8 protein-coding genes are annotated in these 12,501 nt (G+C 47.0%); 1 reads left to right on the top strand and 7 read right to left on the bottom strand.

Annotated features, from left to right (window positions below):
• The 5 genes from PN462_RS06935 to PN462_RS06915 form a co-directional block, all read right to left on the bottom strand.
• On the bottom strand, positions 1 to 669 hold a 669-nt coding region (locus PN462_RS06935; RefSeq protein WP_272127314.1), incomplete at its 3' end, for a DEAD/DEAH box helicase family protein.
• Positions 666 to 1,712 (bottom strand): PDDEXK nuclease domain-containing protein, encoded by a 1,047-nt coding sequence (locus PN462_RS06930; protein ID WP_272127313.1) that lies wholly within the window; start codon positions 1,710 to 1,712, stop codon positions 666 to 668. The genes PN462_RS06930 and PN462_RS06935, both read right to left, overlap by 4 nt.
• A complete protein-coding gene (locus PN462_RS06925) occupies positions 1,709 to 2,998 on the bottom strand; it encodes a restriction endonuclease subunit S (protein ID WP_272127312.1) in 1,290 nt (429 codons plus the stop codon). Before PN462_RS06925 ends, PN462_RS06930 begins: the two co-directional genes overlap by 4 nt.
• Positions 2,998 to 4,449, bottom strand: a complete 1,452-nt coding sequence (locus PN462_RS06920; RefSeq protein ID WP_272127310.1) for a class I SAM-dependent DNA methyltransferase — start codon at positions 4,447 to 4,449, stop codon at positions 2,998 to 3,000. Before PN462_RS06920 ends, PN462_RS06925 begins: the two co-directional genes overlap by 1 nt.
• Positions 4,450 to 4,695: 246 nt before the next feature.
• Complete coding sequence (locus tag PN462_RS06915) at positions 4,696 to 8,190, bottom strand: PAS domain S-box protein (RefSeq protein ID WP_272127309.1); 3,495 nt, start codon at positions 8,188 to 8,190, stop codon at positions 4,696 to 4,698.
• Between the two features lie 798 nt (positions 8,191 to 8,988).
• Between PN462_RS06915 and PN462_RS06910 the strand changes: the two genes are divergently transcribed.
• The gene (locus tag PN462_RS06910; RefSeq protein ID WP_272127308.1) at positions 8,989 to 9,303 is read left to right on the top strand and encodes a PepSY domain-containing protein; all 315 of its coding nucleotides are present in this window, start codon (positions 8,989 to 8,991) and stop codon (positions 9,301 to 9,303) included.
• A gap of 266 nt (positions 9,304 to 9,569) precedes the next feature.
• Here PN462_RS06910 and PN462_RS06905 read toward each other — a convergent pair whose 3' ends face one another.
• Together PN462_RS06905 and eno are read right to left on the bottom strand one after the other, a co-directional pair.
• Positions 9,570 to 10,304 carry an alpha/beta hydrolase gene (locus PN462_RS06905; RefSeq protein ID WP_272127307.1) on the bottom strand — a complete coding sequence of 245 codons (735 nt, stop codon included), beginning with the start codon at positions 10,302 to 10,304 and terminating at the stop codon, positions 9,570 to 9,572.
• A 449-nt stretch (positions 10,305 to 10,753) separates the two neighbouring features.
• Positions 10,754 to 12,043, bottom strand: coding sequence for a phosphopyruvate hydratase (gene eno, locus PN462_RS06900; protein ID WP_272127306.1), 1,290 nt, complete (start codon positions 12,041 to 12,043; stop codon positions 10,754 to 10,756).
• Between the last annotated feature and the right edge of the window lie 458 nt (positions 12,044 to 12,501).

The raw sequence follows: 12,501 nt of genomic DNA, 5'->3' as shown, positions 1-12,501 counted from the left end.
GCTCAACCCTCCAGAGTTGTCTGAGCGAAGCCGAAGACAACTCCTATTCCAACGGCTGTGAAACAGTTTCCAGGCGATTTGAAAAGCGATGCAGGTTTTGCCTGTTCCGGTGGCGAGGGTGAGGAGGATGCGGTCTTTGCCCTGCGCGATCGCATCCAATACCCTAGTAATGGCAATATGTTGATAGTAACGGGCTTCCCATGTCCCGCTTTTGTCTTCAAAGGGAACGGCAGCAAAGCGATCGCGCCACAGTTTCTCGGTTTGCCCTGAGCTTACGGAAGGGAAGGACATCTCCCAGAGTTCATCGGGGCTGGGATAGGATTCCACATTCTGCTCGACTCCGGTGAGGGTATCAATCTGATAGATGCGTTTGCCGTTGGTGGCGTAGGCGTAGCGGATTTGGAGGCGGTCGGCGTAGTCTTTAGCTTGTTGGACTCCTTCGGTGTAATATTCCCCTTCTGCTTTGGCTTCGATGACCGCTAGTTTGCGATCGCGGTAGGTGAGGACATAATCAGCGTATTTTGCAGGGGCGCGTCGTCCTCCGCCAATGAGACGACCAGGGGCAAGCATTTCTCGTCGTGTCCTGCTTCCTTCAACCACGCCCCACCCCGCAGTACCGAGGGCGGGGTCAATGAGTTCGGCTCTGGTTTCAGCTTCGTTCCTGGTCATTGGGGTTCATTCTCCACAGTGAGTCGTTTACGGGCGTTGGTTATGGCTTGTTGTAGTTTGGTTTGGAGTAAGGCTTTGGGGGGCAGAACGGTGAGATATTCAGCGACATGAATCCCGCTTTTATCGAGTTCCAGAAGTTCGATTTGTTCTTGCTTTTTGCCAGCACAGAGAATGATACCGAGGGGGGTGTTTTCGTCGGGTTCTTGGTCGTGTTTGGCAAGCCAGCGCAGGTAGAGTTCCATTTGTCCTTTGTATTCGGCTTTGAAGCTACCGAGTTTCAGGTCTATGGCGATGAGGCGTTTGAGTTTACGGTTATAAAACAATAAGTCGAGATAGAAGTCGTCGTTGTCGATTTGTAGTTTCTTCTGACGGGCGACGAAGGTAAACCCTGCCCCTAATTCCAACAGAAATTGCTCTAGGTCGCGGAGGATGGCATCTTCGAGGTCTTTTTCGAGGTAGCGGTCGTTGAGTTGGAGAAAGTCGAGGATGTAGGGGTCTTTGAGCAGGAGGTCGGGGGAGACGGCTTTGGTTTTCCGCAGTTGGTCGAGGTCGTGGCGAATGGTGGTTTCTGGTTTACGGGAAAGGGCGGTGCGTTCGTAGAGCATGGAGTCGAGGCGTTCTCGCAGTTGGCGGACGCTCCAGTGTTCGAGTTGCGCTAGTTCGATGTAGAAGTCCCGTTTGAGGTCGTCATCCACATACATCAGGGTTTTGATATGCGTCCAGCTTAATTGTCTCCCCAGTGCGGAGACAATCTCAACATCGGGGAAAGTTTCGGCAAAGTGGATAAAATGCCGTAGTTGTTTCTCGCTCCAGCCTTTGCCATAGGTTTGGGTGAGTTGTTGGGAGAGGGTACGAATGATTTGTTTGCCGTAGGTGGCTCGGTCTTGGTTGAGGATTTGGGTATAGATGCGGTGTCCAATCTGCCAGTAGAGGCGGGTTAGTTCAGCGTTGACGGTGACTGCGACACGCTGTTTAGCGGTGTCGATTAAGGCTTTGACTTCGCTGAACAGGCTGTTTTCTGGCGTTGGCTCGATTTCGCTCATGCAGCATCTTCCTTCTGGGTAGGTTTTTCCTTGGGCTTGGTTGAAGGGTTTACCCTGAGCGAAGTCGAAGGGTTGGTGAGTTCTCCGGTGAAGGCTTTATGGAGGATGGATTGTTTAAGTTCCTGTAGGGCTTCGAGTTTTTGTTGGTAGATGGCTTCGAGGCGTTGAGTTTCTTCTTGCAATTCACTAATTTCTCTAGCAATTTCTTCTTGCTGATCAATTGGTGGAACTGGAATTTTTAGTTGAGCCAAGTGTTTTACTGACATCGACGGAATCAACGAACGCTCCGAGCGTTTCATCAGTTCACCCTTTATATACTTGCTAGGAATAATATTGAAAAGATAATCATCATTTAAGGTGGAGCGATTTTTGTTTGAAATTTTGCACAAAGCAACGTTAAATGCACCTTGCGCCCCTCTATAAACTCTGCCGATATGCCGATACGCGACCATCAAAATATCATCAGATTCTACTTTATGAAGTTTCGGTGTGTCTGGTACATAAACTTCATAATCATCATTATGTCCATCACGGATTTGATAAAATCTGACATACCCTGTTTTTGGATGGTTTATGAATTGACTTTTTGGAGGATTGTGTCCACGCTGTAGTAGAACAAGATCACTAAACTTCTTCTCAACCCAGTCATCACCTTTCTTAGTAAATATACCGTTTAGGTAGCTATCAAAGATTTCACGGGCGTTGGCGAGGTTTTGCTCGGTGTTGCGGATGGCGCGATCGCACCCCTCAAACGCCTCATCCAATATCGCCACAATCCGCTTCTGTTCTTCAAGAGGGGGTAGAATTATTTGAAGTAGCTTTAGCTTAGTTTTGTTTAATGTTTTGCCTTTGAGTTTTATATCACCTCCTACCGCTTTATCCCAATCAAAAAAAGTGAGATACCAATAAAGGTACTCCTTGACCACTAAGGAATCATCTAAGTTTTTTAATGCTGCTATTGCTTCGTTTGTATATAAATCTCGACCTGCATAAGCAAGCCTACCCAAAGTTAATTTAAAACTAACCAGTAAAGTGCCTTCTTTTACTACTTTACAAATTGCTGCACCTTCATCTGATAGATATTCTTTGCTATCTTCAACGTGCGGATGCAGATTAGTAGGAAGATCTGAAATAGATAACCAGATGTTGTCAGTTTTCCGCTCTTTATCCCAATATTTCGAGACTTTTCGGGATGGCGTTTTACCTAATTCAATGCTGCACAACTCACCCAACTTTTTTGTTTTCCAATCCGTTGTCAATTGTCCATTATCTATTGTTAATTCCATCAAACCATCTCCCCAATACCTACTAAAATCTCCGCACTTTCCGCATCTAGAGCAGCAATTTCCTCCAGAATCTCCCAAGGCTCTCGCAGGGGGTCTTCCTCCGGTGCATTAGGATTCTTCACCGACAGATCGAACGTCTCCTCATCCACATCCGCCACATCGACAAACCAGGACTTGTCCGACTCCGCAAACGTCGCTTGTAGAGCCACAAACTCCGCCAAATCATCATCATTGAGGGCGTTGGTTTTCCCTAAACTCCGTCCTGGGTCTAACTGGTAATACCAAATCTTCTCCGTGGGTGTCCCTTTTTGGAAAAATAACACCACCGTCTTCACCCCCGCCCCGATGAAAGTCCCCCCAGGACAATCGAGAATCGTATGGAGGTTACAACTGCTCAAAAGCTCCTTCCGTAGCTCCCGCGAGGCGTTATCCGCATTCGAGAGAAACGTATTCTTAATGACAATCGCTGCTCTCCCCCCAGGCTTGAGCATCTTAATAAAGTGCTGCAAAAACAGAAACGCCGTCTCGCCCGTTTGAATCGGAAACGTCTTCTTAATTTCCTTACGCTCCTGCCCCCCAAACGGCGGATTCGCCAGAATCACATCCGCCTGATCCTTCGGCTGAATATCGCTGACATTCTCCGTCAGGGTGTTGGTGTGGATGATGTTCGGGGCATCAATGCCATGTAAAATCATGTTCATAACGCCGATAACGTAGGCGAGACTCTTCTTCTCTTTCCCGTAGAGAGTATGCTTTTGCAGCGTTTCTAACTGCTTCGTCGTCAGCTTTGAGGCGCGCAGATACTCATAGGACTCACACAAAAACCCCGCCGAACCACAGGCCCCATCATAAATCGTCTCCCCTAACTTCGGCTGCGTCACCCGTATCATCGCCCGAATCAAAGGACGAGGAGTGTAATACTCTCCCCCATTGCGCCCCGCATTGCCCATATTCTTAATGCGCGTCTCGTAGAGGTCAGACAACTCATGCTTCTCATCCTGGGACTGGAAGCGCAGTTCATCAATTTCATCGAGGGCTTCGCGGAGATTGTAGCCATCACTAAACTTATTCTTAATCTCCCCAAAAATCTCACCAATCTTATATTCGATGGTGTCAGGACTCTCCGCACTCTGCTTGAACTTCTGGAGATAGGGGAACAGTTCACCATTGACGAAATCGAGCAAATCCGCCCCCGTCATCGCCACATTATAATCAATCTCCCCTTTATCATCCTTCGGCGCAGCCCAAACCGACCAGCGATAGGGTTCATCGAGGATGAAGCTGTAGGATTTCCCGGTTAATAAAGCAGCCTGAGCGCGGGGCTGTTCCAGGTCATCCAAATACTTGAGAAATAACAGCCAAGACGACTGCTCCGCATAATCTAGCTCCGACTGACAGCCACTCTCGCGTCGGAGGGTATCATCAAGATTCTTAAACGCTTGCTCGAACATGAAAAGCCCAATATGTTCCTAAAAAATTGTATCATCATTCTGGAACTACGTAGCCTTGTTGGGCATTTAAATTGGTATGTGATAGGAGGGAACAGCCCTTTCTCAAGCACGGAGACGCTAACGCGAACGGCTTCGCTACCCCTGACGGGACGCTAACGCGAACAGGGAAAGGGATTAGAATATTTGTTGCTCATTTGAAGAAACCCAGTTTAAAAGTGTTTTACCTTATCCTCCTAACTAATGCCCCTAAGCACAATCATTATGGATAATCGGATCGCATTTTAGCCAATTCTGCTCAATTACTTCTTGACTCAAGGGAGGAGCATAAAAATACCCCTGACCATACTCACACCCTAACGACTTGAGTTGTTGCAGTTGGATTCCAATCTCTATCCCTTCGGCCACCACATCCATCCCTAAATTATGGGCTAAACTGACAATGGCGCGGACAATCTCCGAATTACTGCCATTGGGCTGCATCCGCTTCACAAAAGATCGGTCAATTTTTAAGGTATTCACCGGAAAACGATGTAAATAGGACAACGAAGAATACCCAGTCCCAAAATCATCAATACTTAATTTAATTTGTCGAGACCGTAAAGCCAACAGCATCTCTGTGGCCGCTTCGGCGTTATCCATTAACATACTTTCGGTGATCTCTAACTTGAGATAACGACTCTCTAACCCAGTTCTGGCTAAAATCTTGTCAATTTGATCAATTAATTCCGGTTCTCGAATTTGTTTCCCCGATAAATTCACACTCATCGTTAAGGGGAAATGTTGGGGGAACTGTTTCTCCCATTTACGCAATTGTCGCATGGCTTCGGTTAATATCCATTCTCCCAACGGGACAATTAACCCGGTTTCCTCGGCTAAAGGAATAAATTTCGCTGGAGAGACTAACCCTTTGGTGGGGTGTTGCCAGCGTAGGAGGGCCTCAAACCCGGCTAATTTCCCGGTTTTCAAGGATAAAATCGGTTGATAATAGGCCAAAAACTCCGACGGTTGACCGTGAGACACCATGCGTAAACCATGCACCGCCCGCCGTAAGTCCGTTTCTAATTCGAGACGGGCTAAGGCGGAAGCGTGCATATTGTGGTCAAAAATGACATATCGCCCTTTCCCCAAGGCTTTAGCCCGATACATGGCGGTGTCGGCATCCCGTAAAAAGTCTTCGGGCCGTTCATAATCAATGGGTAAGATGGAATCGACGGTTTTTCGGGTAATTTCTCCCTCAACTTGACTAAAGGCAATGCCTATACTGGCATTGGTAAAGACTTCATGGCCTTGGAGTAAAAACGGTGATTTTAACTGTTGTAAAATCGTTTTGGCAATTTCCACCGCCTCCTCCCGACTCTCAATATCTTCCAAGAGGACGGTAAACTCATCGCCCCCTAACCGGGCTAGGGTATCACTGGGCCGTAAACAACTTTCAAGACGACGAGCGATCGCAACTAACAAATAATCCCCAATGGTATGCCCTAAACTATCATTAATGACCTTAAAAGAGTCCAAATCTAAAAATAACACAGCAAACAAATACCCCCCCCGTCGTTTGGAACGGCGAATGGTATGCCAGAGACGGTCCATAAATAACGCCCGGTTCGGTAAATCCGTCAACGAGTCATAAAAAGCATTATGACGCAACTGAGCCTCAGCCCGCTTCCGTTCCGTCACATCACTACTGATACCATCAATGCGTAAGGGGTTCCCGTCGGACCCATACACCAACCGAGTCCGACAGTATAACCAGCGAATTTCTCCTCTGGGTCGAGTAATCCGGTATTCAAAATCGGTAAAGCCTCGATGTACCAGCCGTTCTAGCTTTTTCGCTACCTGGTCTCGGTCGTCGGGATGGATAATTTCAAACCACAATTCGGGATTGCGGAAAAATTCTGCACAGGACCGACCATAGACGGTGGCGGCAGCCGGATTCAGATACAGTAAATTAAAGGTGTCGGCAGTGGCGGACCAAACAACATCATCAATGGAACTGAGAATCCCCTCTAACCGTTGTTCACTCTCCCGTAGGGCTTCTTCGGCCCGTTTCCGTTCGGTAATATCAATGAGTTGCCCGATGGTGTGACTGGGTTTCCCCTGGTCATCACAGACTAACACCACTTGCAGCAAAGCGTGGACAATTTGCCCATCTTTGGCTAAGTAGCGTTTTTCCATTTGATAATTATCAATCTCTCCCAGTAATAATTGTTGGTTAATGGCACAATCGGCGGGGAGGTCATCGGGGTGGGTCAGGTCGCGGTAGGTTTTGCCGATTAAGTCTGAGTATTGATAGCCAAAAAAGTCACAGAGGGCTTGATTTACTTGTAAAAATTGCCCGTCTAGGGTGGTGAGAGACATCCCAATGGGGGCTTTTTCAAAGGTGAGCCGGAATTGTTCTTCGCTGTTGCGGAGGGCGGTTTCGGCGAGGTGTTGTTCGGTGATGTCGGTGACGGAGAAGACTACCGCGTGAATTTCTCCGTCTTCGTTGCGCAGGGGCGACCCGTTGATGGAGAGATATTTGCGACTACTGTTGGGGTGTTTGATGGCGTGACCAACATGAAATATGGGTTTTCCGCTTTCCATGACTTGCCGGAAGGGCATTTCTTCTTTGGGGATGGGATGGCCCTCGAAGTCCATAATATGCCAGTCGGGGTCGTCGTAGTAGCGTTGAGATAGGTCAGAATAGCTGAACCCTAGGACTTGTTGGGCCCGGTCGTTGGCAAAGGTGATTTTGCCCTCTGCATCGACGACGAGGATGGCCGCGATGCTGGTTTGCATGATCCCGTTGAGGAGGTCCCGTTCACTGCGCAGGACTTCTTCAAAGTGCTTGCGATCGCTGATATCGCTTTGGACTTCGATAAAATGGGTCAGGTGGCCTTGGTTATCATGAACCGGAGATAAATATAATTCACTCCAGAACATTGAGCCATCTTTTCGATAGCTTTGCAGAATGGCGTGATGTTCCTGCCCGTATTGTTTTGCGTCTTCTAATTCCTGAATAACCATGGGATCGGTTTCTGTATCGTAGAGAAAACGACTATTGCGGCCTAACACTTCATGGTGTTTATAGCCGGTCAGTTGCTCAAAGCTAGAATTGACGTAGATGAGAGGATAGTCACATTCGAGGGCATCACTAATCATGATACTATTCCGACTCGCTTCCATCGCCCGTTTAAACAGATTAAGATGAATTTGTTTGTGTTCCCGTTCAACGGCGGCCCCTAAAATATGACTCACCGATTGTAAAAATTGAAGATCATCTTGGGTAAAGGGTCGCAGTTGGTCGGAATAGACTCCTAAAACCCCATAAATTTCTTCTGAGGTGGTGATCAGCACAGCCGCCCCACTGATAATCTGATGATTATGTAAGACGGGTGAACCCCGAAACCGGGTTTCGACTCGTAAATCTTCAAAAACCACAGGGTTATTATGATTTAAAAGATAGCCCGCTTGTGAGGTGGGGGCCGCGGTGATGGTGGTACTATGGACAATTCCCGATTTCCAACCTACTCCGGCTTTCATCATAAAGATACTCCCATTGGGGAGTAGCTCAAGCACTTTGACAAATTTAATCTCTAAGGTCTGGGCCACCAATTGCACCGCTTTGTCTAAGAGGACAGGCAGACTGGTTTCTGTCAGTCCAATTTGTCCTAAACGCACAACGGCTGATTGCTGTTTTAGGCGAATTTGGAGTTCGGTTGCGGTGTTGGTTGAGTTGGTCATGGCTTGAGCTTGTATCATTACCGATGAGGTAGGTACAAGAATAAAGGTGATGTTATTTAAAGGTGTTTGTGGGCCAAATCAGATTGCACAAACCAAGTTTTGATTCTCTTGAAATACAGTTAATTGTCCAAAGAATGGCTTGGGGGAAATACTACCCAAGTCTTCACTTGTCCTGCTCAAGATGGGATTTTTCCATCTATGAGGTTTGCCGCGAACGGTGATCCCCACAGTGTTTTGGGCGTTTTTGGGGTTAAATAACTCTATTTTTGCTGATTTTAAGTATTTTTGCTTAACTTTTTGATCAATGATGTTTTTCTTTTGACTATTGGCTTCCCTCCTGAATGGTTGAATAAACTAGCGATCGCAAGGTTTTTGCTCCCTCTCTTGACATTAGACATTTTTACCCAGGCCACACTTACTATCATAAATCTATTTACCCCTCACTTTGAAGAAATAATAAAAAATTTTAAGCATTGCGAGGACTTGATCCGAGAATAACGAAGATTCTTAGGGAGAAACATGATTATTTTTTACAATCTGAGCCATTACTCTCCTTAAATTTTAAATATGTAAAATAATCAGAGGAATTGTTAATTTTTGAGCATAGGACTAGAAAAAACTTGATTTTTTTTAAGAAATATGATATTATTTTAAGCTGATTCGTGAATTTCGTAAAATAGCAATTTTCATCAAAATTTATCATTAGCCCGATCGCGCAGCAGGCAATCCTTAGCAGTTCGTAACTGAAACCACTGTTAAGGCACCTACTTTATGGTTTGATAGTTTTGTTGGATGGAATAGAGTCAGCCACAGCAGATGAATAAACGCACCTTTCGGAAACTACACCGCACCCTGGCCCCGATTATTGTCCTCCCCTTCGTCGTTACGGCCTTGACCGGAATCGCGTACCGACTAGGAAAAAGCTGGTTTGGGCTATCACGAGATCAAGTGCATTTTCTCATGGTAATCCATGAGGGCGAGTATCTGGGCGATTTTCTCGAACCGATTTATGTCCTCCTCAATGGTTTGGGATTATTGTTCATGTTAGGTACTGGACTCGTTATTTTACTGCAAACGTGGCTTCCTAAGAAATGGTGGCGGAAAGAGTCTGAGGAGGTTGTGGATAGTTGATAGGGGGTCTTTTGGTGAATAGGGAACAGTAAACAGTAACCTGTTACCAGTTGTTACTCCCCATCTCCCCTATCTCCCGACACCCAACTCCCGACACCCAACTCCCAACTCCCGACACCCAACTCCCAACTCTCAACAAAAACAAGGGGGAGGGGGTGACACCCCCCACCCCATGTGATATATTAAATTTCAGTAGATGCACCCTGATGATTGGGGGAGTCACTTCGGTGACTCTCTTTTTTTCGTTTTTGGGGTTTGTTAAGAGATTAAGAAATGCGAGATGACGACATCGGAGAAGGGGAAGACTGTCTCCAAAACTGACTCACTTGTCGTCCCACCTCTTGAGTGCGGTAGAAGTGGAAAAAGTGGTGGCCTGAAGGACAAATCCAAACGCGATCGCGCTCTTTCAGATAGGGTTGCCACTGCTGTACACTACTCGGATCAACCACCACATCATTATTACTCCCACACACCAACAAAGGAACATCCACCGTCGTGGGGGAAATGCGATGACGATAAAACAGAGAATGGGGAGAGGGAGAAGTCGCCAAATCCTTCTCTAACACCTCAATCAACGCCTTAGTTGTATTACAATTCTGATGGCCAAATAAATTCCACACCATCTGCGTCAACAGCATTTTACGAGTACAGGGGAGGAGTCCTTGCAGTGCGTAATAATGACTTTGCCAGTCCACCGCAGGTACACCCCCCACCCCCAACAACGTCAGAGACTTCACCTTCTGAGGATACCGTTGTGCATAGAGAAACGCCACTAACCCCCCCGTACTATGGCCAATTAAATGGAGAGGGTGGTGATGTTGTTTCAGATAGTCATGGAGCAACGTTAGCGGAACATCCAGAGAACTTGCCTCATCAGCACTTTGAGCATATTTCCAATGGGCAATCTCCGTATGTTGGTGCAGATAGCGAATTAAAGGGCGATGGAATCGCTGAAAGGCTTGATTGGCACTGATCCAAACGGTATTGAGAGATTGAGACATGATTCTTTAATCCTTGAAATTGTTAGAGGTTTTGTTATCTGGACAACAGTTTTTGCAAAATATTCTCATTAACTGAGAAAAAAAGAGAGCATAAACTCATCAATTTGTCAATAGCTCCGCAGGAAAAAAAGGAAACAGTGGAGACGCGAACCCCTGTCAAGCAGGAAAACCGCGTCATCCCCGTTGGACTTTCAGTTGACCCAGCGTAAAACGATTGTTTGTACCGTCTTTGTCCTCCTCACACCATAATTGAGAAAAATATGCAATAAAAGTCTCTCAATAGGATAGCGCATTTTGGGGAATTTTTGTGAAAAAGGGAACAGGGAACAGGGAACAGGGAACAGTAACCAGTAGTTGCTCCCCATCTCCCGACACCCGACACCCCAACAGGAAAGGGAAATCTGCCCCAGAGCAAATTTCCCCGATCTTCTCCCTAGGGAGAATAGAGACTAGGCCAGTAAGCTGAGGCCGCGAGTTCCGGCATAAATAGCGCGATCGCCTAACTCATCCTCAATGCGTAACAAGCGGTTATACTTAGCCACCCGTTCACTCCGACACAGTGAACCCGTCTTAATTTGGCCGGCCCCAGTCGCTACCGCTAAATCCGCGATCGTAGTATCCTCCGTCTCCCCAGAACGGTGGGAAATCATACAATTTAACTGGTGACGGGTCGCCAAATCAATCGTTTCTAGGGTTTCCGTCAACGAACCAATTTGATTGAGCTTAATTAAAATCGCATTGGCCGATTTTTCCTCAATCCCCTTGCGTAAACGGGTGGGGTTCGTCACAAACAAATCATCCCCCACTAACTGCACCTTACCACCGATTTTCTCCCGTAGGAGTTGCCAGTTTTGCCAGTCTTCCTCCTGTAACCCATCCTCAATGGAGATAATGGGGTATTTATTCACCAACTCGCCCAGATAGTCAATTAAATCTGTAGCACTGTGGGGAGTCCCATCATACACATATTGGCCGTTCTCATAGAACTCACTGGCCGCCACATCCATGGCCAGAGAAATCTGTTCCCCTGGTTTATAACCCGCTTTCTCAATAGCTGCAATGAGCAACTCCAAGGCCGCTTCATTGGACTTGAGGTTGGGGGCATATCCCCCCTCATCGCCTACCCCAGAGAGGAGGCCATCGGCTTTTAGCACTTGAGAGAGAGAGGCAAACACCTCGGCCCCCCAACGTAATGCCTCGGCAAAGCTAGAGGCCCCAATGGGCGCGATCATGAATTCTTGGAAATCCACATTATTGGCAGCGTGAGACCCCCCATTGAGGATATTCATAAAGGGGATCGGCAGGACATTGGCCATAGGCCCGCCTAAGTAGCGGTAGAGGGGAAGCATAAGTTCATCGGCGGCGGCCTTAGCGGTGGCGAGGGAGACGGCCAGAATGGCATTAGCCCCTAATTCCGCTTTGTTGGCTGTACCATCCCGTTGAATCATTTTGCGATCGATGAGAACTTGGTCAAGGCCATCCAGTCCTTGTAATTCTGGGGCAATTTTTTCTTTAACATTGCGGACGGCCCGGAGTACCCCTTTGCCTCCGTAGCGTTTATCCTCATCCCGGAGTTCGTGGGCCTCGAATGTTCCGGTGGACGCGCCACTGGGGACTTGAGCCATTCCCCAAGCTCCGGTGGCGAGACGGACTTCAGCTTCTACGGTGGGGCGGCCTCGGGAGTCTAGGATTTCTCTGGCGGTAATTGCGTCAATGGTGGCTTGGGTCTTGTCTAACATTACTTTCTCCATAGTTCGGACAAACAGGGATTTTACCCTTTCAAGGTCAGAATAAGACGGAGTTGGCGAGAATGGGGGTTCTTTAAGAATGTTTTTGAGTCCCAAGGGGAATCAAATTTTGGATCGGTCATTGCCTCAATTGGGAAAATCCGTTTAAACTGAGGTGTAGTTGGCAATTTTGAGAGAGATGCAACTGTTGGCTTTAGCGAGTTGATAGGATTTGCGGAATCATCCTCTTTGGACAGAATTTAATGTAATTATTTTTACTTTTATCTCCTGGGAAGATTACACAAACCCATGAACCAGAATAAACAAGTTAACCGCTCGTTGAAAGCTAGACATTGATTGACATTGTTCAATTTTTGTTGACTTAGAAAGGGACGAGCGTGCAGACTCAGCCATAAATCCTGTAAAAAGGTAGGCTACCTTGAGAGGGTCATCACACCCAAGTGTAAACG

Source organism: Spirulina sp. CS-785/01 (genome assembly GCF_028330525.1).
Classification (GTDB): Bacteria; Cyanobacteriota; Cyanobacteriia; order Cyanobacteriales; family Spirulinaceae; genus JAQMSD01.
Note: the sequence above shows the minus strand (reverse complement) of the source record. Positions and strands in the feature narration are given on the sequence as shown.

Coding starts and splice junctions, on each gene's coding strand:
- PN462_RS06930 (WP_272127313.1), bottom strand. CDS start 1,712: ATGAGCGAAATCGAGCCAACGCCAGAAAACAGCCTGTTCAGCGAAGTC.
- PN462_RS06925 (WP_272127312.1), bottom strand. CDS start 2,998: ATGGAATTAACAATAGATAATGGACAATTGACAACGGATTGGAAAACA.
- PN462_RS06920 (WP_272127310.1), bottom strand. CDS start 4,449: ATGTTCGAGCAAGCGTTTAAGAATCTTGATGATACCCTCCGACGCGAG.
- PN462_RS06915 (WP_272127309.1), bottom strand. CDS start 8,190: ATGATACAAGCTCAAGCCATGACCAACTCAACCAACACCGCAACCGAA.
- PN462_RS06910 (WP_272127308.1), top strand. CDS start 8,989: ATGAATAAACGCACCTTTCGGAAACTACACCGCACCCTGGCCCCGATT.
- PN462_RS06905 (WP_272127307.1), bottom strand. CDS start 10,304: ATGTCTCAATCTCTCAATACCGTTTGGATCAGTGCCAATCAAGCCTTT.
- eno (WP_272127306.1), bottom strand. CDS start 12,043: ATGTTAGACAAGACCCAAGCCACCATTGACGCAATTACCGCCAGAGAA.